This window comes from Bacillus sp. FSL H8-0534 (assembly GCF_038005885.1).
GTDB classification, from domain to species: Bacteria; Bacillota; Bacilli; order Bacillales; family Bacillaceae_G; genus Bacillus_A; species Bacillus_A pseudomycoides.
In genome coordinates, this window is sequence record NZ_JBBOUC010000001.1 from 2,842,313 (window position 1) to 2,866,718 (window position 24,406).

The 24,406-nt window shown below is 40.4% G+C and carries 15 protein-coding genes, 2 tRNA genes, 5 rRNA genes and 2 riboswitches; of the genes, 3 read left to right on the forward strand and 19 right to left on the reverse strand.

The features are described from left to right. Positions 1 to 132: 132 nt before the first annotated feature. The 11 genes from MHH71_RS14445 to groES all read right to left on the reverse strand — a co-directional run bounded on the left by MHH71_RS14445 (position 133) and on the right by groES (position 16,846). A 16S ribosomal RNA gene (locus tag MHH71_RS14445) occupies positions 133 to 1,684 on the reverse strand. Between the two features lie 432 nt (positions 1,685 to 2,116). Beyond that, on the reverse strand, positions 2,117 to 3,076 hold the full coding sequence (locus MHH71_RS14450) for an alpha/beta hydrolase (RefSeq protein ID WP_018783736.1): 960 nt from the start codon (positions 3,074 to 3,076) through the stop codon (positions 2,117 to 2,119). 694 nt (positions 3,077 to 3,770) lie between these two features. Continuing rightward, positions 3,771 to 3,886, reverse strand: a 5S ribosomal RNA gene (gene rrf / locus MHH71_RS14455). Between the two features lie 50 nt (positions 3,887 to 3,936). Then, positions 3,937 to 6,858: ribosomal RNA gene (locus MHH71_RS14460) — 23S ribosomal RNA — on the reverse strand. A 145-nt stretch (positions 6,859 to 7,003) separates the two neighbouring features. Beyond that, positions 7,004 to 8,555: ribosomal RNA gene (locus MHH71_RS14465) — 16S ribosomal RNA — on the reverse strand. The 16S, 23S and 5S rRNA genes sit together here, the layout of an rRNA operon. A gap of 290 nt (positions 8,556 to 8,845) precedes the next feature. Continuing rightward, complete coding sequence (locus MHH71_RS14470) at positions 8,846 to 10,333, reverse strand: sensor histidine kinase (RefSeq protein ID WP_051091473.1); 1,488 nt, start codon at positions 10,331 to 10,333, stop codon at positions 8,846 to 8,848. Positions 10,334 to 10,358: 25 nt separating this feature from the next. After that, the gene (locus MHH71_RS14475; RefSeq protein WP_006093173.1) at positions 10,359 to 11,060 is read right to left on the reverse strand and encodes a response regulator transcription factor; all 702 of its coding nucleotides are present in this window, start codon (positions 11,058 to 11,060) and stop codon (positions 10,359 to 10,361) included. 142 nt (positions 11,061 to 11,202) lie between these two features. Next, a complete protein-coding gene (locus MHH71_RS14480) occupies positions 11,203 to 12,528 on the reverse strand; it encodes an NCS2 family permease (protein WP_003194563.1) in 1,326 nt (441 codons plus the stop codon). 128 nt (positions 12,529 to 12,656) lie between these two features. Beyond that, positions 12,657 to 12,759, reverse strand: a riboswitch (purine riboswitch). 162 nt (positions 12,760 to 12,921) lie between these two features. After that, positions 12,922 to 14,460, reverse strand: a complete 1,539-nt coding sequence (gene guaA / locus MHH71_RS14485; RefSeq protein WP_018783542.1) for a glutamine-hydrolyzing GMP synthase — start codon at positions 14,458 to 14,460, stop codon at positions 12,922 to 12,924. A gap of 160 nt (positions 14,461 to 14,620) precedes the next feature. Further along, positions 14,621 to 14,722, reverse strand: a riboswitch (purine riboswitch). A gap of 167 nt (positions 14,723 to 14,889) precedes the next feature. Further along, positions 14,890 to 16,524 (reverse strand): chaperonin GroEL, encoded by a 1,635-nt coding sequence (gene groL / locus MHH71_RS14490; protein WP_006093172.1) that lies wholly within the window; start codon positions 16,522 to 16,524, stop codon positions 14,890 to 14,892. A 37-nt stretch (positions 16,525 to 16,561) separates the two neighbouring features. Beyond that, a complete protein-coding gene (gene groES / locus MHH71_RS14495; RefSeq protein ID WP_000917305.1) occupies positions 16,562 to 16,846 on the reverse strand; it encodes a co-chaperone GroES in 285 nt (94 codons plus the stop codon). A gap of 436 nt (positions 16,847 to 17,282) precedes the next feature. Here groES and MHH71_RS14500 point away from each other — a divergent pair, with 436 nt between their 5' ends. Beyond that, positions 17,283 to 18,026: a CPBP family intramembrane glutamic endopeptidase gene (locus MHH71_RS14500; RefSeq protein ID WP_016117047.1), complete on the forward strand. Its 744-nt coding sequence runs from the start codon at positions 17,283 to 17,285 to the stop codon at positions 18,024 to 18,026. A gap of 2 nt (positions 18,027 to 18,028) precedes the next feature. Beyond that, on the forward strand, positions 18,029 to 18,223 hold the full coding sequence (locus MHH71_RS14505) for a YdiK family protein (protein WP_016117046.1): 195 nt from the start codon (positions 18,029 to 18,031) through the stop codon (positions 18,221 to 18,223). 25 nt (positions 18,224 to 18,248) lie between these two features. Here the strand turns inward: MHH71_RS14505 and MHH71_RS14510 are convergent, their stop codons facing one another. After that, on the reverse strand, positions 18,249 to 18,878 hold the full coding sequence (locus MHH71_RS14510) for a redox-sensing transcriptional repressor Rex (RefSeq protein WP_003205609.1): 630 nt from the start codon (positions 18,876 to 18,878) through the stop codon (positions 18,249 to 18,251). 183 nt (positions 18,879 to 19,061) lie between these two features. Here MHH71_RS14510 and MHH71_RS14515 point away from each other — a divergent pair, with 183 nt between their 5' ends. Then, complete coding sequence (locus MHH71_RS14515; protein WP_208858013.1) at positions 19,062 to 20,987, forward strand: ABC-F family ATP-binding cassette domain-containing protein; 1,926 nt, start codon at positions 19,062 to 19,064, stop codon at positions 20,985 to 20,987. 280 nt (positions 20,988 to 21,267) lie between these two features. Here the strand turns inward: MHH71_RS14515 and tsaD are convergent, their stop codons facing one another. The 7 genes from tsaD to rrf (MHH71_RS14550) form a co-directional block, all read right to left on the reverse strand. Then, positions 21,268 to 22,284 (reverse strand): tRNA (adenosine(37)-N6)-threonylcarbamoyltransferase complex transferase subunit TsaD, encoded by a 1,017-nt coding sequence (tsaD, locus tag MHH71_RS14520; RefSeq protein WP_003194551.1) that lies wholly within the window; start codon positions 22,282 to 22,284, stop codon positions 21,268 to 21,270. Then, the gene (rimI, locus tag MHH71_RS14525) at positions 22,284 to 22,727 is read right to left on the reverse strand and encodes a ribosomal protein S18-alanine N-acetyltransferase (RefSeq protein ID WP_006093166.1); all 444 of its coding nucleotides are present in this window, start codon (positions 22,725 to 22,727) and stop codon (positions 22,284 to 22,286) included. Before rimI ends, tsaD begins: the two co-directional genes overlap by 1 nt. Positions 22,728 to 22,738: 11 nt before the next feature. Then, entirely contained in the window at positions 22,739 to 23,431 is a 693-nt protein-coding gene (tsaB, locus tag MHH71_RS14530) for a tRNA (adenosine(37)-N6)-threonylcarbamoyltransferase complex dimerization subunit type 1 TsaB (protein ID WP_018783544.1), read from the reverse strand. Next, the gene (gene tsaE / locus MHH71_RS14535; RefSeq protein WP_018783545.1) at positions 23,412 to 23,885 is read right to left on the reverse strand and encodes a tRNA (adenosine(37)-N6)-threonylcarbamoyltransferase complex ATPase subunit type 1 TsaE; all 474 of its coding nucleotides are present in this window, start codon (positions 23,883 to 23,885) and stop codon (positions 23,412 to 23,414) included. The genes tsaB and tsaE overlap by 20 nt, the downstream gene beginning before the upstream one ends. A gap of 191 nt (positions 23,886 to 24,076) precedes the next feature. Next, positions 24,077 to 24,152: transfer RNA gene (locus MHH71_RS14540), tRNA-Asp, on the reverse strand. Between the two features lie 2 nt (positions 24,153 to 24,154). After that, positions 24,155 to 24,231 (reverse strand) — tRNA-Met (locus MHH71_RS14545). 11 nt (positions 24,232 to 24,242) lie between these two features. Further along, positions 24,243 to 24,358, reverse strand: a 5S ribosomal RNA gene (gene rrf, locus MHH71_RS14550). Positions 24,359 to 24,406 lie beyond the last annotated feature (48 nt).

The following is a 24,406-nucleotide window of genomic DNA, read 5'->3' on the forward strand; positions in this document are numbered from 1 at the left end:
AAAATATGAGCTACACTGTTATCTAGTTTTCAAAGAACATACATTTATTTCTGAGAGATAGTTCTCTCAAAACTGAACAAAACGAAACACGGAAACTTATATTGATGAACAGCGTTCATCAATTCTCCATAGAAAGGAGGTGATCCAGCCGCACCTTCCGATACGGCTACCTTGTTACGACTTCACCCCAATCATCTGTCCCACCTTAGGCGGCTGGCTCCAAAAAGGTTACCCCACCGACTTCGGGTGTTACAAACTCTCGTGGTGTGACGGGCGGTGTGTACAAGGCCCGGGAACGTATTCACCGCGGCATGCTGATCCGCGATTACTAGCGATTCCAGCTTCATGTAGGCGAGTTGCAGCCTACAATCCGAACTGAGAACGGTTTTATGAGATTAGCTCCACCTCGCGGTCTTGCAGCTCTTTGTACCGTCCATTGTAGCACGTGTGTAGCCCAGGTCATAAGGGGCATGATGATTTGACGTCATCCCCACCTTCCTCCGGTTTGTCACCGGCAGTCACCTTAGAGTGCCCAACTTAATGATGGCAACTAAGATCAAGGGTTGCGCTCGTTGCGGGACTTAACCCAACATCTCACGACACGAGCTGACGACAACCATGCACCACCTGTCACTCTGCCCCCGAAGGGGAAGCCCTATCTCTAGGGTTGTCAGAGGATGTCAAGACCTGGTAAGGTTCTTCGCGTTGCTTCGAATTAAACCACATGCTCCACCGCTTGTGCGGGCCCCCGTCAATTCCTTTGAGTTTCAGCCTTGCGGCCGTACTCCCCAGGCGGAGTGCTTAATGCGTTAACTTCAGCACTAAAGGGCGGAAACCCTCTAACACTTAGCACTCATCGTTTACGGCGTGGACTACCAGGGTATCTAATCCTGTTTGCTCCCCACGCTTTCGCGCCTCAGTGTCAGTTACAGACCAGAAAGTCGCCTTCGCCACTGGTGTTCCTCCATATCTCTACGCATTTCACCGCTACACATGGAATTCCACTTTCCTCTTCTGCACTCAAGTCTCCCAGTTTCCAATGACCCTCCACGGTTGAGCCGTGGGCTTTCACATCAGACTTAAGAAACCACCTGCGCGCGCTTTACGCCCAATAATTCCGGATAACGCTTGCCACCTACGTATTACCGCGGCTGCTGGCACGTAGTTAGCCGTGGCTTTCTGGTTAGGTACCGTCAAGGTGCCAGCTTATTCAACTAGCACTTGTTCTTCCCTAACAACAGAGTTTTACGACCCGAAAGCCTTCATCACTCACGCGGCGTTGCTCCGTCAGACTTTCGTCCATTGCGGAAGATTCCCTACTGCTGCCTCCCGTAGGAGTCTGGGCCGTGTCTCAGTCCCAGTGTGGCCGATCACCCTCTCAGGTCGGCTACGCATCGTTGCCTTGGTGAGCCGTTACCTCACCAACTAGCTAATGCGACGCGGGTCCATCCATAAGTGACAGCCGAAGCCGCCTTTGAATTTCGCACCATGCGGTGCAAAATGTTATCCGGTATTAGCCCCGGTTTCCCGGAGTTATCCCAGTCTTATGGGCAGGTTACCCACGTGTTACTCACCCGTCCGCCGCTAACTTCATAAGAGCAAGCTCTTAATCCATTCGCTCGACTTGCATGTATTAGGCACGCCGCCAGCGTTCATCCTGAGCCAGGATCAAACTCTCCAATAAAGTTAGTTTGTCTAGCATCTAAAATAAAAATTGACGTTTCACGTTGTTTGTTTCGTTCAGTTTTCAAAGAACTTGTTTGCCGCTCATTTGCGACTCCCTTATGTTAACACTTTCGTATTTCAATGTCAACTAAGTTTTTTATTTCGTTTGTCACGTTTTGCTTTGTTGCATCGGCGACTTCTAATATATTACACACTTATCATTATAAAAGCAATACCTTTTTAAAACAAAATTCAAATTCCCCATTAAATATAGAAGATAAGACTTTAATCCGTTAGATTTCTTTATCCTCACTTAAATTTAACCATCACTTATCCACGCATAACATTTAGATAGAAAGACTCCCTATTTAAGCTACAATCAATGTATCCCCTATATATAAAGAAAGAATCTTTCACTTTTAATAGCGAAAGATTCTTTCTAAATCTATACTTATGCTGGAATGTATTTTCCAATAAATCCCCATACAGTATTCCAATATTTCTCCGAATCTATTTTTTCAGCTTCTCCATGACCTGCACCTGGCACAATCAATTTCTCTTTTTTCACCTTTGCAGCATTATACACTTCATCCAACATTTCAAAAGGAACAAATGTATCTGCATCTCCATGGATAAACAACATCGGAGTTTTACTTTTTGCAACTTGCTTGACGGCCGATCCCTCATTCAAGTCATAACCAGCACGGAGTTTTGTAATTGTATTCGCCGCATTCATAACAGGGAATTTTGGTAAATGAAATAGATCTTTTAATTGATACGTGAATTCATCTATAACAGATGAATAACCACAATCTTCAATAATAACCTTAACATTGGCAGGTAACTCTTCTCCGGAAGTCATCATAACAGTTGCGCCTCCCATAGAAATACCGAACAGAGCTATTTCCGCTTGCGGATCTTTCTTTAATACATACTGAATCCACTGCGTAACATCCTTACGATCATGCCACCCCATACCAATATAATCACCTTGACTATTGCCATGACCACGAAGATCAGGTGCTACTACACTATAACCCTTTTCATAAAAATGGCGAATGTATTTTGTCATTTCCAAGGCTCTTCCATTATATCCGTGAACCACGATTGACCATTTATGACTAGATTCCTGATTACGATATTCATAGCCAGTTAGTTTCAAGTTATCAAAAGAACGTATAGACGTCGTACTTGGTTGATGTTTTGATAAGAATTCTGTATTTTTCATTTCATCAGTGGCTACTACATTACCCGATACAGTTACAGTTTTCTTTAAATGAGGGTTTCCCTCTAAAAATTCTTTTTCTTGTTTCGCATTTAGCGCATAGTTATAAAAGTAGTTCCCAACTAGCATATACGCAATAACTAGGAGGAGTAAAACTACTATTGTAACAATACTTATTTTCTTCATTCTTTGAATCCCTTCTCTATGATGTATATTTTAAAAACACCTTATATTATATCAAATTCGAATATAACGCCCTCCTACTTCATCAAGATTTTTACTAAGCTAGAATAGTAGGTCTCCTTAAAATTTACAATCGAGAAAAAGAAGCGAATAACAAAGAAAGAACTATTCATAGTAATGCGCAAGTAACAAACTTTCCTTAACAAAATATTCACTATGAATATTTTGTTAAGGAAAGCAATATTATGTTTTAATCGCCCTATTGTATAACGAAAGAACATAACTAGTTCGACTTCTTTCTTTTCTAACGAATCCATATGCCCATTCGCTATAGTTTCCTAATATTGAATCTATTATAGATACAACATTAGGAAACTTTGAAATCCAAATACTACAGATTATTTTTAATGAATTTGAATTATAACGGAAAATATTTGAACCTTATACCCTAGAAGAGTCTATTTATTGTACTCTACCAGACGATCTATTAGATATCTATAAAAATCTTAAAGAAGACATCTTATTATATGAGAAGAACGAATTCAACAAAGCTACTTAGCATTGGAAATTTCTTTTAGAGGCTCAATAAGATTCACATACTGTGCAATATGCACATTACATTTCGAAAAATTTTATTAAAGATCTTCAATAAGCTAAAAACACAAAAAAGACGAGTCATTCTGACTCGTCTAAAGTTGCTTGGCGACGTCCTACTCTCACAGGGACAAGGTCCCAACTACCATCGGCGCTAGAGAGCTTAACTTCCGTGTTCGGTATGGGAACGGGTGTGACCTCTCTGCCATCATCACCAAACTATTGAAGGTATATTCCTTCAAAACTAGATAACATTTGCTTCATATTATATGGTTAAGTCCTCGATCTATTAGTATTCGTCAGCTCCACATGTCACCATGCTTCCACCTCGAACCTATCAACCTGATCATCTTTCAGGGATCTTACTAGCTTACGCTATGGGAAATCTCATCTTGAGGGGGGCTTCATGCTTAGATGCTTTCAGCACTTATCCCTTCCGCACATAGCTACCCAGCTATGCCCTTGGCAGAACAACTGGTACACCAGCGGTGCGTCCATCCCGGTCCTCTCGTACTAAGGACAGCTCCTCTCAAATTTCCTACGCCCACGACGGATAGGGACCGAACTGTCTCACGACGTTCTGAACCCAGCTCGCGTACCGCTTTAATGGGCGAACAGCCCAACCCTTGGGACCGACTACAGCCCCAGGATGCGATGAGCCGACATCGAGGTGCCAAACCTCCCCGTCGATGTGGACTCTTGGGGGAGATAAGCCTGTTATCCCCGGGGTAGCTTTTATCCGTTGAGCGATGGCCCTTCCATGCGGAACCACCGGATCACTAAGCCCGACTTTCGTCCCTGCTCGACTTGTAGGTCTCGCAGTCAAGCTCCCTTATGCCTTTGCACTCTACGAATGATTTCCAACCATTCTGAGGGAACCTTTGGGCGCCTCCGTTACACTTTAGGAGGCGACCGCCCCAGTCAAACTGCCCACCTGACACTGTCTCCCGGGTCGATAAGACCCGTAGGTTAGAATTTCAATACAGTCAGGGCGGTATCCCACCAGCGCCTCCACCGAAGCTAGCGCTCCGGCTTCAAAGGCTCCCGCCTATCCTGTACAAACTGTACCAAAATTCAATATCAGGCTACAGTAAAGCTCCACGGGGTCTTTCCGTCCTGTCGCGGGTAACCTGCATCTTCACAGGTACTATAATTTCACCGAGTCTCTGGTTGAGACAGTGCCCAAATCGTTACACCTTTCGTGCGGGTCGGAACTTACCCGACAAGGAATTTCGCTACCTTAGGACCGTTATAGTTACGGCCGCCGTTTACTGGGGCTTCAGTTCAGAGCTTCGCTTACGCTAACCCCTCTCCTTAACCTTCCAGCACCGGGCAGGTGTCAGCCCCTATACTTCGCCTTACGGCTTCGCAGAGACCTGTGTTTTTGCTAAACAGTCGCTTGGGCCTATTCACTGCGGCTTTCCGTTAAGAAAGCACCCCTTCTCCCGAAGTTACGGGGTCATTTTGCCGAGTTCCTTAACCAGAGTTCTCTCGCACACCTTAGGATTCTCTCCTCGCCTACCTGTGTCGGTTTGCGGTACAGGCACCTTTTATCTCGCTAGAAGCTTTTCTTGGCAGCGGGGAATCAAAGACTTCGCTCCATAAGGAGCTTCCCCATCACAGCTCAGCCTTCACGATAAGCGGATTTGCCTACTTATCAGCCTAACTGCTTGGACGTGCACAACCAATCGCACGCTTCTTCTATCCTTCTGCGTCCCTCCATTGCTCAAACGATAAAGAGGTGGTACAGGAATATCAACCTGTTGTCCATCGCCTACGCCTGTCGGCCTCGGCTTAGGTCCTGACTAACCCTGAGCGGACGAGCCTTCCTCAGGAAACCTTAGGCATTCGGTGGACGGGATTCTCACCCGTCTTTCGCTACTCATACCGGCATTCTCACTTCTAAGCGCTCCACCAGTCCTTACGGTCTGACTTCACTGCCCTTAGAACGCTCCCCTACCACTGATACCATAGGTATCAATTCGCAGCTTCGGTGGTGTATTTAGCCCCGGTACATTTTCGGCGCAGAGTCACTCGACTAGTGAGCTATTACGCACTCTTTAAATGGTGGCTGCTTCTAAGCCAACATCCTAGTTGTCTAAGCAACTCCACATCCTTTTCCACTTAATACACACTTTGGGACCTTAGCTGGCGATCTGGGCTGTTTCCCTCTTGACTACGGATCTTATCACTCGCAGTCTGACTCCTAAGGATAAGTCATTGGCATTCGGAGTTTGACTGAATTCGGTAATCCGATGAGGACCCCTAGTTCAATCAGTGCTCTACCTCCAAGACTCTTACACTTAAGGCTAGCCCTAAAGCTATTTCGGGGAGAACCAGCTATCTCCAGGTTCGATTGGAATTTCTCCGCTACCCACACCTCATCCCCGCACTTTTCAACGTGCGTGGGTTCGGGCCTCCATTCAGTGTTACCTGAACTTCACCCTGGACATGGGTAGATCACCTGGTTTCGGGTCTACGACCACGTACTAAACGCCCTATTCAGACTCGCTTTCGCTACGGCTCCGCCTCTTCAGCTTAACCTCGCACGGGATCGTAACTCGCCGGTTCATTCTACAAAAGGCACGCCATCACCCATTAACGGGCTCTGACTATTTGTAGGCACACGGTTTCAGGATCTCTTTCACTCCCCTTCCGGGGTGCTTTTCACCTTTCCCTCACGGTACTGGTTCACTATCGATCACTAGGTAGTATTTAGCCTTGGGAGATGGTCCTCCCAGATTCCGACGGAATTTCACGTGTTCCGCCGTACTCAGGATACATTCAAGAGAGAACGAAGTTTCGACTACGGGGTTGTTACCCTCTGTGACGAGCCTTTCCAGGCTGCTTCGTCTACCTCGTTCCTTTGTAACTCCGTATAGAATGTCCTACAACCCCAAGAGGCAAGCCTCTTGGTTTGGGCTAGATTCCGTTTCGCTCGCCGCTACTCAGGAAATCGCATTTGCTTTCTCTTCCTCCAGGTACTTAGATGTTTCAGTTCCCTGGGTCTGTCTTCCTTACCCTATGTATTCAGGTAAGGATACCATACCATTACGTATGGTGGGTTTCCCCATTCGGAAATCTTCGGATCAAAGCTTACTTACAGCTCCCCGAAGCATATCGGCGTTAGTCCCGTCCTTCATCGACTCCTAGTGTCAAGGCATCCACCGTGCGCCCTTTCTAACTTAACCAAACTAAAATTAAAAAATATGAGCTACACTGTTATCTAGTTTTCAAAGAACATACATTTATTTCTGAGAGATAGTTCTCTCAAAACTGAACAAAACGAAACACGGAAACTTATATTGATGAACAGCGTTCATCAATTCTCCATAGAAAGGAGGTGATCCAGCCGCACCTTCCGATACGGCTACCTTGTTACGACTTCACCCCAATCATCTGTCCCACCTTAGGCGGCTGGCTCCAAAAAGGTTACCCCACCGACTTCGGGTGTTACAAACTCTCGTGGTGTGACGGGCGGTGTGTACAAGGCCCGGGAACGTATTCACCGCGGCATGCTGATCCGCGATTACTAGCGATTCCAGCTTCATGTAGGCGAGTTGCAGCCTACAATCCGAACTGAGAACGGTTTTATGAGATTAGCTCCACCTCGCGGTCTTGCAGCTCTTTGTACCGTCCATTGTAGCACGTGTGTAGCCCAGGTCATAAGGGGCATGATGATTTGACGTCATCCCCACCTTCCTCCGGTTTGTCACCGGCAGTCACCTTAGAGTGCCCAACTTAATGATGGCAACTAAGATCAAGGGTTGCGCTCGTTGCGGGACTTAACCCAACATCTCACGACACGAGCTGACGACAACCATGCACCACCTGTCACTCTGCCCCCGAAGGGGAAGCCCTATCTCTAGGGTTGTCAGAGGATGTCAAGACCTGGTAAGGTTCTTCGCGTTGCTTCGAATTAAACCACATGCTCCACCGCTTGTGCGGGCCCCCGTCAATTCCTTTGAGTTTCAGCCTTGCGGCCGTACTCCCCAGGCGGAGTGCTTAATGCGTTAACTTCAGCACTAAAGGGCGGAAACCCTCTAACACTTAGCACTCATCGTTTACGGCGTGGACTACCAGGGTATCTAATCCTGTTTGCTCCCCACGCTTTCGCGCCTCAGTGTCAGTTACAGACCAGAAAGTCGCCTTCGCCACTGGTGTTCCTCCATATCTCTACGCATTTCACCGCTACACATGGAATTCCACTTTCCTCTTCTGCACTCAAGTCTCCCAGTTTCCAATGACCCTCCACGGTTGAGCCGTGGGCTTTCACATCAGACTTAAGAAACCACCTGCGCGCGCTTTACGCCCAATAATTCCGGATAACGCTTGCCACCTACGTATTACCGCGGCTGCTGGCACGTAGTTAGCCGTGGCTTTCTGGTTAGGTACCGTCAAGGTGCCAGCTTATTCAACTAGCACTTGTTCTTCCCTAACAACAGAGTTTTACGACCCGAAAGCCTTCATCACTCACGCGGCGTTGCTCCGTCAGACTTTCGTCCATTGCGGAAGATTCCCTACTGCTGCCTCCCGTAGGAGTCTGGGCCGTGTCTCAGTCCCAGTGTGGCCGATCACCCTCTCAGGTCGGCTACGCATCGTTGCCTTGGTGAGCCGTTACCTCACCAACTAGCTAATGCGACGCGGGTCCATCCATAAGTGACAGCCGAAGCCGCCTTTGAATTTCGCACCATGCGGTGCAAAATGTTATCCGGTATTAGCCCCGGTTTCCCGGAGTTATCCCAGTCTTATGGGCAGGTTACCCACGTGTTACTCACCCGTCCGCCGCTAACTTCATAAGAGCAAGCTCTTAATCCATTCGCTCGACTTGCATGTATTAGGCACGCCGCCAGCGTTCATCCTGAGCCAGGATCAAACTCTCCAATAAAGTTAGTTTGTCTAGCATCTAAAATAAAAATTGACGTTTCACGTTGTTTGTTTCGTTCAGTTTTCAAAGAACTTGTTTGCCGCTCATTCGCGACTCCCTTATGTTAACACTTTCATGTTTCAATGCCAACTATTTTTTTATTTCATTTGTCGCGTTTTGCGTTGTTGCTATCGGCGACTCATATAATATTACACTTCATTTATATAAACGTCAATATGTTTTTCTAAAAAAATATAAAGAAGGCTTATTCCTTATAAACAAGCCTTCCTCTTCCATAACTCTCTCTTTATTTACTTTTCTTCTATAATTGGTAGTGAAACGATAAACTGAATAATTCCATCCTCATATTCTGCTCGAATTTCTCCCCCTTGTAATTCAACAATACTTTTAGCGATTGCTAATCCGAGTCCCGATCCTTCCGTTACTCTACTTCTAGATTGATCTTTCTTATAGAAGCGTTCAAACAAGTTCCCTAACTCTTCCTTTGTAAACTCTTCACTATGGTTCGCAACCGTAATTTGTATATTCCGGCGTTGTCTTTGAAGGGAAACCTTAATCTCTCCATCATCTTTACTATATTTAATAGCATTCATTAATAGATTCTCAAATACACGGACCATCTTCTCTGAATCAATCGCAGCATACACACGTTCTTTAGGAAACTGCTTCACGAGTATAAGTCCTTCTTCTTCAGCCTGTGGTACTAGCTCTTCTATTAATTGCCCCAGAAGTTCGGTTATACACACTTCTTGCTTTTCTAATACCATCTTTTCATTTGTTAACTTTGTATACTCAAATAAATCTTCTATTAAATTCTTTAACTGCTCAGATTTCGAGAAAGCAATTCTCACATATTCATTGTGCTGTTCTTTACTTTCATATTTTGAATCCTGTAATAAACGCAAATAACCCATAATAGATGTAAGTGGCGTTCGCAAGTCATGAGATACATTTGTAATCAATTCATTCTTTTGCTTCTCTATTCTTCTTTCTTTTTCTATGTTGGAAAATAACTCTTTTGCCATCTGATTCATATTCACAGCTAGCAAACTTAATTCATCTTGCCCCTTCTGCGGAATTCTATATTGCAGGTTACCTTTTGCGATTTCTTTTACACCTTCCGCCATTGCCTCAACTTGCCTCATCTTTCTTTTAGTTATATAAAAGAAAGAAAATAAAAAAATAACAAAGCCAATCAAAAATGGAAACGGCCCATCATTCTGTACTACTCTAATATTCCCTTCCGGTATACCGCTTGCGATCATATACATATTTTTCTCTTGAATTGTTAAAGGATAAAAAGTCGTAAATTCTTTACGCTCTCTTTCGATTTCATTATCTATTACATTTTTTTGATATTCATATTGAGAGCGATTTATTTTGAAACTCATTATATTACGAATAGTACTATGAAGATTAACTTGTTCTTCCTGAGCATCTTTTGTCTTATATATAACTTTTCCATTCTCATCTACAATTAACACTTTTAATTCACCTTGATACTCCGGACGTTCAAAAACTTCTTGGACGTTAACATCAGCACCTTCTCTTGTAATAACCTCGGCAAGTCTTTCAGCAGTTGCATCAATTCCTCGCATACCAGATGAATAATCAATTACAGAGTATGTATTTATTCCTTGAAAAAACGGAGATGATGTCCACACTCCTATTACACCCAACAAAATACAGAAAGCAAACGTAGTTATCAGTTGTACACGTAAACTCTTTTGTACTCCCCTTATTACTTTATATATTATTTTTTTAAAAGTTCGATTCATCCAACCAATCGGCCTAAATATGCTTTTAATTATCTTTCTCAATCTTATATCCCACTCCCCATACTGTTTTTATATATATTGGCTTTCTCGGATTCTCTTCTGTCTTCTCACGTATTTTTCGAATATGCACCATGACAGTATTATCAGATTGGAAAGATCGTTCATTCCAAACCTTTTCATAAATTTGTTCTGCACTAAAGACCATCTCTGGATTACGAGCTAATAACTCCAAAATCGAAAATTCCCTCGGAGTTAGTTTCACTTCTTCATTTTCTACAACAACTTTGTGGGTTGAGACGTTTATTTTCATATTCCCGATTTCAATTTCATTTTCATTTTGGACAACAAATCCATTCATTTTCATATATCGACGAAGCTGCGATTTTATTCTCGCCATCAGTTCTAACGGATTGAAAGGTTTCGTTACATAATCGTCCGCTCCTGTTGTTAGCCCTAAAATTTTATCCATATCTTGCGTTTTCGCAGACAACATAATAATTGGCATCTCTTTCGCTTCTCTTATTTTCATACACATATGGATACCATCAATTTTCGGCATCATAATATCCAATACAACTAAATGCACTTCATTTTTCTCTAATATATATAAACCCTCTGCTCCATCCTCTGCCTGTAGCACCTTATATCCTTCATTCTTTAAATAAATCGTAATTAAATCCCGAATTTCTTTTTCATCATCTACAACAAGTATTGTTTCGTGTCCCACAATATCTCCCCCATAGCTTTTTCATTCCCTAACTTCTATTATAAGAAAACTTCTGAAGAAAAACGGAACGAAATCCTTAAGATTTTCTGAAGACGCAAAAAAGGTCTAGACTCCCCTTAGTCCAGACCTTTCAAAAACCCCTTTATTTACGAACGTAGATGAAATATAGTACGAATAAAACTCCCATTACATACATAATTGGATGAATTTCTTTACGACGACCACTTACAACCATTGTAATTGGATAGAAGATAAATCCAATTGCTATTCCTGTTGCAATACTATACGTAAGTGGCATAGAAATAATCGTAAAGAATGCTGGTACTGCAATCTCGAATTTCTTCCAATCAATTTCTCCTAGAGACGAAACCATCAAAATCCCTACAATAATTAAAGCCGGTGCCGTTACAGACGCTGTCACAACACTTAATAATGGTGAAAAGAAAAGTGCTAACAAGAAAAATCCGGCTGTTACAACTGCTGTAAATCCTGAACGCCCTCCTGCTGCTACCCCTGCAGACGATTCAATGTAAGACGTTGTCGTAGATGTCCCAAGAATCGCACCAATTACAGTGGCAATTGCATCTGCAAATAATGCTTTTCCCGCACGTGGTAATTTATTGTTCTTCATTAACCCAGCTTGATTCGCAACTGCTACAAGTGTACCCGCTGTATCAAAGAAATCAATGAAGAAGAACGTTATAATAACAATTCCCATTTGAACAGTAAAGATATCTCCGAAGTGCTGGAACGCCACACCGAACGTAGGTTCTAAACTAGGAATTGCACCAACGACAGCTTTTGGTGTATCAATTAATCCTGTTGCTACTCCAAGGATTGCTGTAAGAATCATTCCGTAGAAAACAGCACCGTTTATTTTTTTAATCATTAGAATGATTGTAATCACTACACCGAAAATCGCAAGTAATGTTGTGCCCTTTGTTAAATCCCCCAATCCAACAAGAACCGCATCATTCTTCACAATAATTCCTGCATTTTGAAAACCAAGAAAGGCGATAAACAAACCAATTCCTGCTGCTACTGCAAACTTCAACTCTAATGGAATGGCATTAATAATTTTTTCGCGAATACCAGAAGCAGTAAGAATAATAAAGATAATACCTGACATTAAAGTTCCGGCAATCGCTGTTTGCCACGGAATCCCCATCGTTAACACCGCTGTATAAGCAAAGAATGCATTGATTCCCATTCCTGGCGCTAAGGCAATTGGATATTTTGCGAAAATCCCCATAATCAGTGACCCAATTGCAGCCGCTAATGCAGTGGCAACAAAGACCGCTCCCGGATCCATTCCTGTTCCTGCTGGTAACCCTTTAATGTTTCCCAGTGACAGTGTAGCAGGATTGACAAATAATACATAAGCCATAGATAAAAATGTCGTTAACCCTGCAATGAACTCTGTTTTATAATTTGTACCGAGCTCATCGAACTGAAAATAACGTTTCATTCTACGTTTCCCCCGTTATATGATTACTCGTCGTAACCCTCCCTAGCCCTCTTTTATTTATAAAAATAAAAAAGGCTTCCATTGCATATACATGGAAGCGTTCTGTAAATAAAGGCAGATTTCCCCTTACCTTTATAAAAACGCCTCGTAGTCAAGCCATTTACGGTAGCTAGGTAGAAACTTTCGGGCCATATCCCCGATATTATACGACGGCTGTAATATTCATTTTTTCGTATCAATTACATACTCATATTAACTCACATATAGGTGTATGTCAATTTAAAAACGAACATTTTTATAAGATTTTTGTTTTTCGTTCGTATAAACAACAAAAAAAGACCCATCTATGCATAAAATCATAGATGGGTCTTCTTTTAAACGAATAAACCTATTCTATTCCCACTCAATTGTTGCTGGTGGCTTACTCGTTACATCATACACGATACGGTTAACGTGTTTTACTTCGTTTACGATACGTACAGAGATTTTCTCTAATACATCCCAAGGGATACGTGCCCAATCTGCTGTCATACCATCGATTGATGTTACTGCACGGATACCTACTGTGTAATCATAAGTACGCTCGTCACCCATAACACCTACGCTACGCATGCCAGGAAGTGCAGTGAAGTATTGCCAAATTTCACGATCTAAGCCAGCTTTTTGGATTTCCTCACGTAAAATCGCATCGGATTCACGAACGATTTCTAATTTTTCTTCTGTGATTTCGCCTAATACACGGATACCAAGTCCTGGACCCGGGAACGGTTGACGCCATACGATTTCATCAGGAATTCCTAGTTCTGATCCTAATACACGTACTTCATCCTTAAATAGAGTGTTTAAAGGCTCAATTAATTTGAACTGCATATCTTCTGGAAGTCCACCAACGTTATGGTGAGATTTAATTGTTTGTGCAGTTGCTGTACCACTTTCAACAATATCTGTGTACAGTGTACCTTGTGCTAAGAAGTCCATTCCTTCTAATCTAGAAGCTTCATCATCAAATACGTAAATAAATTCATTACCAATGATTTTGCGTTTTTGTTCTGGATCTTCTACACCTTTTAACTTGTTCATGAAGCGTTCTTTTGCATCCACTTTAATAACGTTCATGTGGAAGCCTTCGCTAAATGTTTTCATAACACCTTCCGCTTCACCTTTACGAAGTAAACCATGGTCAACGAAAATACATGTTAATTGGTCACCGATTGCTTTATGGATTAATACTGCTACAACAGAAGAGTCTACACCGCCACTAAGTGCGCATAGTACTTTTTTATCGCCAACAGTTTCACGGATTTTTTCTAATTCTACTTCAATAAAGTTCTCCATGTTCCAACCTTCAGAACAGCCACATACGCCGAATACGAAGTTTTTGATTAAATCATTACCGTGCTCAGAATGACGTACTTCTGGATGGAATTGTACACCGTATAAGTTTTTTGCTTCATTGCTCATACCAGCAATTGGACAAGACTCACTTGTTGCATCTACTACGAATCCTTCTGGTAAACCAGTTACTAAGTCACCATGACTCATCCATACAACTTGCTCTTCTGGAAGGTTCGCATATAATTTTGATCCGTTCTCTACTTTAAGAACTGCTTTTCCGTACTCACGATGGTTCGCACGTTCTACTTTTCCACCAAAGTGTTTTGTCATAAGCTGCATACCGTAACAAATACCGAAAATCGGTAATCCTAATTCAAAGATTTTTTCATCACAGTGGAATGCATTTTCACCATATACACTATTCGGTCCACCAGAGAAAATAATCCCTTTTGGATTCATTGCTTTAATTTCTTCTGCAGTAATTGTATGTGGATGAAGTTCACTGTATACACCGAACTCACGAATTCGACGTGCAATTAACTGATTGTACTGACTCCCAAAATCTAAAACGATAATTGTATCGTGCTGTTTCTTCAAAATAATCACCCCAACGTTAGTTCTGTATATAAATATTTTCACCAATTTGGCAAAAAGCATTACCAATATAATAAAAAAAGCCAGTCCTCCGCCCTCAGTCTCATAACAAAGAAAAGGCAGAGGTCTGGCTTTATAAAGATAGTATCCCGCTCTTTATAAATATAAGACACACTGCCTTCATAGTCAGGTTGTTTACGGTAACCCGGTAGAGACTCTCAAACCATATCATTGAGGATATATGAAGGATTGTTTTATATTATCTTCCTAGATTCTAACAATGAAGTATCAATACGGTCAAGAGAGAAAGCGACAAAATTCTACAGAAATTATTTTCTTTATCCCAAGAAACCTTTATTTCTATATTTTTTTGTCCCATAACAAAAAACATTCACCCCTATATAGAGATGAATGTTTCTTTGGCGAATGAAATTACATCATTCCGCCCATACCGCCCATGCCCATGCCGCCCATGTCAGGCATTGCTGGTGCATTTGGTTCTGGCTTGTCAGCAACTACAGCTTCAGTTGTTAAGAACATAGCTGCAACAGATGCCGCGTTTTGAAGTGCAGAACGAGTTACTTTTGCTGGGTCTACGATACCAGACTCAAGCATGTTTACCCATTCGCCAGTTGCTGCGTTGAAACCAACGCCTACTTTTTCGCCTTTTAAGCGTTCTACAACAACGGATCCTTCTAGACCAGCGTTGATTGCGATTTGACGAACTGGCTCTTCTAATGCACGAAGTACAATGTTGATACCTGTTGCTTCGTCACCTTCAGCTGAAATAGAAGCTACTTTAGTGTATACGTTCATAAGTGAAGTACCACCACCTGCAACAATACCTTCTTCTACTGCTGCACGAGTTGAGTTAAGTGCATCTTCAATGCGAAGTTTGCGCTCTTTTAACTCAGTTTCAGTTGCTGCACCTACTTTAATTACTGCTACGCCTCCTGCAAGTTTAGCAAGACGCTCTTGTAATTTTTCACGATCGAATTCAGAAGTTGTTTCTTCTAATTGTGCACGGATTTGACCGATGCGAGCTTCGATTTGTTCTGTGTTACCTACACCTTCAACTACAGTTGTGTTTTCTTTCGTTACAACAACTTTGCCAGCGCGTCCTAAAGATGCAACTGTAGCTGATTTTAAGTCGCGTCCTAATTCTTCAGTGATCACTTCACCGCCAGTTAAGATCGCGATATCTTCTAGCATTGCTTTACGACGGTCACCAAATCCAGGAGCTTTAACAGCTACTACATTGAATGTACCACGAAGTTTGTTCACTACTAATGTAGCTAATGCTTCACCTTCTACATCTTCTGCAATGATAAGAAGTGGTTTACCTTGTTGTACCACTTGCTCTAACACTGGTAAGATTTCTTGAATGTTAGAAATCTTTTTGTCAGTGATTAAGATATATGGGTTATCAAGTACTGCTTCCATTTTGTCAGAATCAGTAATCATGTAAGGAGATGCATATCCACGATCAAATTGCATACCTTCTACTACATCTAATTCTGTTGTGAATCCTTTAGATTCTTCTAAAGTAATAACGCCGTCGTTACCAACGCGCTCCATTGCTTCTGCAATTAATTGACCTACTTCTTCGTCAGCTGATGAAATAGCAGCTACTTGTGCGATAGAAGATTTACCTTCGATTGGTTTAGAAATTATTTTTAATTCTTCAATTGCTGTAACAACCGCTTTTTCGATACCTTTACGAAGACCCATTGGGTTCGCGCCAGCTGTTACGTTTTTTAAACCTTCACGAATCATAGCTTGTGCTAATACAGTTGCAGTTGTTGTTCCGTCACCAGCTACGTCATTTGTTTTGCTAGCAACTTCTGCTACTAATTTTGCACCCATGTTTTCGAAAGCATCTTCTAATTCGATTTCTTTCGCAATTGTTACACCATCATTTGTAATAAGTGGTGAACCGAATTTTTTCTCAAGTACAACGTTACGACCTTTTGGTCCAAGCGTTACTTTTACTGCATTTGCAAGAGTGTCGACACCGCGAAGCATCGAACGACGTGCTTCTTCACTAAATTTAATATCTTTTGCCATAATAATTGACCCCCTTGGATTTTTAAAATGTATATAATTAACCGATAATTGCTAAAATGTCACTTTCACGTAAAATCAAGTAGTCTGTACCTTCATATTTCACTTCAGTACCTGCATATTTTGAGAAGATGATAAGATCACCTGCTGCTACCTCTAAAGCAACACGCTCACCATTTTCAAGCACTCGACCAGTACCTACTGCAATAACTTTACCCTCTTGTGGTTTTTCTTTTGCAGTGTCTGGTAATACAATACCACTTGCTGTTTTTTCTTCTGCTTGAACAAGCTCAATTACAACGCGATCACCTAATGGCTTTAGCATGAACAATAACCTCCTCATTTTTCTATGTAAATTTTCTTTATTAGCACTCAACGACCTCGAGTGCTAACACACTTATAATAATAAATAATCTAATTTTCTTTTGCAAGTAAAAAAATCATAATTTTTTCGCAAATTGCTATATAAACTTTTTTTATATAACTTCCTAAGAAAAATCATTCTGTTATCGCTGCAACCATTCTCGCGAAAGCCTTATATATATGAATCAGCGTTTTCACTTATCGTATGTTACAATATGGAAGATGCCATAAGTTGTTTTCTCTATAGGTACAGCTTTTTCCTGTCTCCTATTTCATTTTCAAAGAAAGATTTACAAAAAAATAATAATATGAATGGTTATTACGTATCCCCGGCTGGATGTTTACATGTTATCCCGCCTTATCTCATAAACTAGAGTTAGAAAGGATGGTTAACCAATTTGAAAAAACAATATTGGTGGATTATAGTTACATACATTCTTATGCAATTATCAGGTATTGTTGGATTACCGCTTCTTTTGAAAACCGGACTATATGATAATAGGGGGTTCACCAGAGAAGAAAAAATGCAGCTACTGACTGGTCACTGGGCAATTATTAGCTTTTTCATTGCATTATGTATTGTACTTTTACTACTTCGAACAGATATTCGTGAAAGTCGTTTCGATACAAAACGCGCCAGTATTCCTGCCACAATCGGTTGGATCTTTATCGGTTTCTTTTTAGCTTTCTTTTCTCAAACAATTGCAGGCACAATCGAAATGCGTTTATTGGGCATTAAACCTGGATCTGAGAACACAGCTCGCTTGATGGAAATAGCACGGACCACCCCATGGTTCCTTATTGTTATATCAATAATAGGGCCTATTTTAGAGGAAATTGTCTTTAGAAAAATTTTATTTGGTACATTGTATAAGAAATTCAACTTCTTTATCGCTGCTATTATTAGCTCACTTGTATTTGCAGCAATTCACTTTGATTTTACACACTTATTGGTATACACTTCCATGGGGCTTGTATTCGCCTTTTTATATGTAAAAACAAAGCGAATTATCGTTCCTATTATGGCACATGTTGCGATGAATACATTAGTTGCAATAGCCCAAGTACTGGTAAGTAACGAACAAATACAAGAAATGATTAAAGAAGCAGAAAAAATGCAAGGATTTATCGGAGGATTTTAAATATGAGGAACTCACCATTGTTCATGGCAGCACTGTATTTCCTTCTTGGTTGTGTCTTTACACGTTTCGCAATTACGAACGTTACAGATACAATTTGGAACTTTGGGACACTGCTGTTTGCTGCTATGGCAACAATTGATTTTAATTTGGCACTTCGACTTATCTTAGTCAAATTTACAAAGAAAAAGCAACAATAAAACGCAGAGGGATTTCCTCTGCGTTTTATTGTGGATAATTTTTCAAAAAATAAACGAGTGTTTGTAATTCTACAGCTAAATCAATATGGTGAATTCTTATATTTTCTGAAACATTTAATCGTGCTGGTGTAAAATTTAAAATTCCGTGTATATTTGTTTCGGCCAATCGATCTGCTACAGCCTGTGCAACAGTAGCAGGTACTGTTAATATTGCCACTTGTATATCATTTGTTAAACGCTCTTCTAATTCATCTAAATGATATACAGGAATTCCTCCGATTTCTTTTCCAACTTTCTCCTCATTGACATCAAATGCCATTTCAATCTTTGTATTATTATTTTTGGTGAAATTGTAATGTAAGAAAGCGGTCCCTAAATTACCCACTCCAATAAGTGCTACACGTGTTATATCATCTTGATCAAGCGTTTCTCGGAAGAATGATAGTAAATAATTCACATTATATCCATATCCCTTTTTCCCTAACGCTCCAAAATATGAAAAATCTCTCCGAATTGTTGCTGAATCTACCTTTACAGCTTCACTCAATTCAGCCGATGAAACACGCTGCTTACCAGAAAGAGATAAGTTTTGGATAAATCGATAGTATAGAGGCAATCGTTTGGCAGTGGCCTGTGGAATCTTTTGTTGATCCATATAACCTCTCCTCTCTTCCTATCTTTGTTCACAGATTTAAAACAAATACAGAAGTTTAGCACTTATGACTTTCCTTGTATAATAGAGAGAAGACTTCTCTCTTATTTTAAACTATACACTATTTTTAGTATGATTGAGAAATATAAACATGGCAAAGTTAAGAAATTATTTGAGGTGAAAACATTGATTTTATTACAAGTGAATGGGCTTTCAAAATTATACGGTGCTGAAACAATTCTTGCAAACATTAAATTGGAAGTTCAAACAAAAGATCGCATTGCACTAGTTGGTCGAAATGGTGCTGGAAAATCTACATTATTAAAAATAATTGCCGGTGAATTATCTCACGATGGTGGAGAAATTATAAAACCAAAAGATGTTTCAATTGGATACTTGGCCCAAAATACTGGTTTAGAAACTTCTTTAACAATTTGGGATGAAATGCTTACTGTCTTTACTCATCTGCAGCAAATGGAAAAGAAGCTTCGAAGGTTAGAGCTAGACATGGGTAAGGAAGAGAACTTTTCAAATGCTGCTACGTACGAAAAATTACTCGCTGATTATGATCAATTACAGTTAGACTACAAGGATCAAGGTGGTTATCAATATGAAGCTGATATTCGCTCCATTTTAAGTGGACTTGGTTTTCCGGTTGAAACACACCAAACAACGATTTCTACGTTAAGTGGTGGACAGAAAACAAGACTTGCTCTTGGGAAACTACTGCTAACAAAACCAGACTTACTCATCTTGGACGAACCAACAAACCATTTAGATATCGATACATTAACATGGCTTGAACAATACTTACAAGGCTATCCTGGAGCTATTTTAATCGTTTCCCACGATCGCTACTTTTTAGACAAGCTTGTTACACAAGTATATGAAATTTCTAATAAAGAAAGCAGACGATATGTTGGTAACTACAGTAAATATTTAGATTTAAAAGCTGCACTACATGAGCAGGAAATGAAGCGTTATGAGAAACAACAAGAGGAAATTGCTAAACTAGAAGACTTTGTCCAAAAGAACATTGCCCGTGCATCTACAACAAAGCGTGCACAAAGTCGTCGGAAGCAGTTAGACAGAATGGAATTACTAACTAGACCATTAGGTGATTCTAAATCAGCATCCTTCCACTTTGATATCGAAAAACAAAGCGGAAACGATGTATTACAAATAAAGGATGTTTCAATTGGATATGACAAAGAACCGATTATTGAACATGTAAATATGCGCTTAACCCGCGGTGATAGTGTCGCACTAGTTGGTCCAAATGGTATTGGGAAATCTACATTATTAAAATCAATTGTGAATAAATTAAAGACGTTAGGCGGTGAAGTTTCTTTCGGTTCAAATGTATCTATTGGATATTATGATCAAGAACAGGCAAACTTAACATCATCTAAGCGTGTTTTAAACGAACTATGGGATGATTATCCGCTAGAGCCAGAAAAAGAAATTCGCACGATACTCGGTAACTTTTTATTCACAGGGGACGATGTATTAAAGCCAGTATCTTCCTTAAGTGGTGGTCAAAAAGCACGATTAGCTCTAGCAAAATTGATGATGCAAAAATCTAATTTACTGATTCTCGATGAGCCAACAAACCATCTCGATTTAAATAGTAAAGAGATTTTAGAAAATGCCTTAATTGATTATCCTGGGACTCTTTTATTCGTTTCCCATGATCGCTATTTCATTAACCGTGTCACAACTACAGTTGTTGAGTTATCAACAGGTGGTGCACAAGAATATTTAGGTGACTATGACTACTATATTGAAAAGAAAAATGAAATGATTGAACGTGCGGAATTTGAACAACAAGAAGAGGATGCAACAGTCCAAAAAACTATCGCTCAAGAAAAATTAAATTACCTTGAAGAAAAAGAACGTAAGAAGTCAGAACGCCAACGCATCCGAAAGATTGAAGAAATTGAACAAAACATTGCAAATTTAGAAGAAGAAATTGAACAATTAGAAGAGGAGCTTTGTCTACCTGAAGTATATGCTGACTACGAACGAGCTAGTGAGATTACAACAGCAAAGCAAACAAAACAAGAAAAATTAGAGCAGTTTATGGCGGAATGGGAAGAGTTACACGTATAACCCTTATATATTTATATGATAAAAACAAGGTAGTTGAAAGCCATTCAACTACCTTGTTTATTTTTCAATACAAAAGATTATGGTCGAAGGTCTGACCTCAATAGTGTTATCCACAACCTTATGCACATATCCACCTTTATCATATAAACACAAAAATAACTTTTCCACATTATCCACAAATCACAAAAAAATTATGCACATTTAATATTCACAATAAAACCCATATTATCAACAGATAATATGGGTTTTATCCACAAGTTGTGGTTAATTATGTGTATAACTATGCTTCAATATCTAATCCTGGATTTGCATTTAAAGCCAATGTTGCACGTTTTCCTTGCTCATATGCAATAGTTCCTGCTGCTGCAATCATTGCTGCATTATCTGTGCATAAAGATAACGGTGGAATAATGAGCTCGATTTCTTCTTTTTTTGCAAACTCTTCCTCTAAACGTGCACGAAGTCCTTTATTCGCTGCAACGCCACCAGCGAGAAGCACCTGTTTTACATCATACGCTTCTGCAGCACGTGCTGCTTTTGTTACTAGTACATCTATTACACTCGCTTGGAAGCTAGCTGCTAAATCTTCTGGTGCGATTTCTTCTCCACGTTGTTTTGCGTTATGCACAGTGTTGATAACTGCTGATTTCAGTCCACTAAAGCTAAAATCATACGAATCTGGTTCTAACCATGCACGTGGTAAATCAATCGTTGGTTGTCCTTCATGAGCAAGACGGTCAATATGAGGACCACCTGGATATGGCATAGATAGTGTACGTGCAACTTTATCATATGCTTCTCCTGCCGCATCATCTCTCGTTTCGCCAATTACTTCAAACGAACCATGCTCTTTCATATAAACAAGCTCTGTATGCCCGCCAGACACAACAAGTGACAACAAAGGGAATTGTAGTTCTTTTACTAAGCGATTCGCGTAAATATGCCCAGCAATATGATGAACACCAACAAGAGGAATATTATGAGCAAAGGCAACTGCTTTAGCTGCATTTACACCAATTAAAAGTGCCCCTACTAAACCTGGCCCTTCCGTCACAGCAATTGCATCAATATCTTCAAATGTAATGTTCGCTTCCTTTAATGCTTCTTCTAATACAACTGTAATTTGTTCTACATGATGACGAGATGCAATTTCCGGCACAACTCCGCCAAAACGCTTATGGCTCTCAATCTGTGAAGCAACAATATTTGCCACTATTTCTGTTCCATTTTTAACAACCGCTACAGCCGTTTCATCACAGCTCGTTTCAATACCAAGTATAATCGTATTTTTTTCCATTATATATTCACCCACATTACAAGACCATCTTCATAATTGTCTGTATAGTATCGTTTACGAATCCCACCATTTTGGAATCCATACTTTCGGTATAACTGCTTCGCTACTTCATTTGACACTCGTACTTCAAGTGTCATCGTTTTTGCTCCCATTTCTTTTGCCTGATCCATTACTTCTTTCAGCAAAGCATCTCCAAGTTTTTGACCGCGATATTCTGGCAAAATGGCTATGTTCGTAATATGTGATTCATCAATAATAATCCACAATCCACAGTATCCAATTACCACACCATCTTTTTCAATTACGACATAATGTGCATATTCATTCATCGTCAATTCACGATAAAATGCATCAGCAGTCCAAGGAGTTGGGAATGACGCTTCTTCAATTACTACAATTTGAGCAATATCATCAGTCGTCATCTTTCTAAATGTAATATCCATTTTGATAACCCCTATTTTTTTTGACTTTCTAGCCATTTTGCTTCTGCTTCTGCTAAACGGAGGTAGCTCGGAACAAATGTATGCACACTTTGCTCCTCTTTTTGTAATCCTAAAAATGCTAGCTCACTTGGTCTTGGGTTGTTCTTTGTAAAAGAAGCAAACACAGCTCGATCTCCTAAATATTCTACAATCGTTTCTTTATGTTGTTCTACATCATTGCCGATAAATAAAACAGGTTGCCCCTTATCTTTTAACATCTGTAACCAATCAATAATAAGAATAATTCGATCCTCTTCTACAGAAGATAACTGCTCTTCTTTATATGTATACAAGCCCGTATAAATTTGTCCGCGACGTCCATCAAACAATGGACAAATAACCCCTTGGAAATTCGCTCCATTCGCAGCCACTACTTCTAAGCTAGACACACCGACAATCGGTATTTGCAACGACCAAGCTAATGTTTTTGCAACAGTCACACCAATTCGAACTCCTGTATAAGATCCAGGACCAGCCGCTACGATGATTTTGTCTAGCTCTTTCGGCTTTATATTACATTCCTTCAGAAGTTGTTCTACAGCCGGCATAAGGCGTACAGAATGATTTTTGGTTAAATTCGTAATGATTTCTCCGACAACAGTATTTCCATCAATAAGAGAAATCCCCATTACATAATTTGAAGTATCAATTGCTAGTACTTTCATCTTGTAATAGCTCCTCACATAATCTAATATAGCGTTCACCACTTGGCTCTAACACAATTTTTCTTGTATCATCACCTGTATGGAACAAGCTTATTTTTAATTTCTCATTTGGCAGAAAAGATTCAATTAAATGAGCCCATTCTACTACTGTTATACCTTCACCATAAAAATACTCATCAAACCCTAAATCTTCTTCACTTTCCGCTAAACGATACACGTCCATATGATATAGCGGTAATCTCCCTTTGTACTCTTTAATAATATTGAATGTCGGACTATTTACAACTCGTTTCACACCAAGGCCTTTTGCAAGACCTTTCGTAAACGTTGTCTTGCCAGCACCAAGATCGCCTTCTAAAACAAGTACATCTTGTTCCCTAACAAGTTGTCCTAGCCTTTCTGATAAGTTCTGTGTCTCTTCAGAAGAAGTTGTCGTTATTTCATATTTATTCAAAGGTTTCACCTACCTTACTCACAATATTCTCTGCTCTTTATTATACAGATTTTTTCACTTTGTTTCATTTTGAACATATAAAAAAGACCTTAGGAGTTGTCCTAAGGGTAAGATTGACTGTCTTTATAAGTTTTCTTAAAAATAAATAAAAAAATACGAAACAAGTTGTTTCGTTCTTTTCTTTGTATAAATGGCGGTCCCGACCGGGGTCGAACCGGCGATCTCCTGCGTGACAGGCAGGCATGTTAACCACTACACCACGGGACCATTGGTTGCGGGGACAGGATTTGAACCTGCGACCTTCGGGTTATGAGCCCGACGAGCTACCGGACTGCTCCACCCCGCGACGATATAAAAGCCTGGCAACGTCCTACTCTCACAGGGACAAGGTCCCAACTACCATCGGCGCTAGAGAGCTTAACTTCCGTGTTCGGTATGGGAACGGGTGTGACCTCTCTGCCATCATTACCAGACTTATGAAGGTATATTCCTTCAAAACTAGATAACATTTGCTTCATATT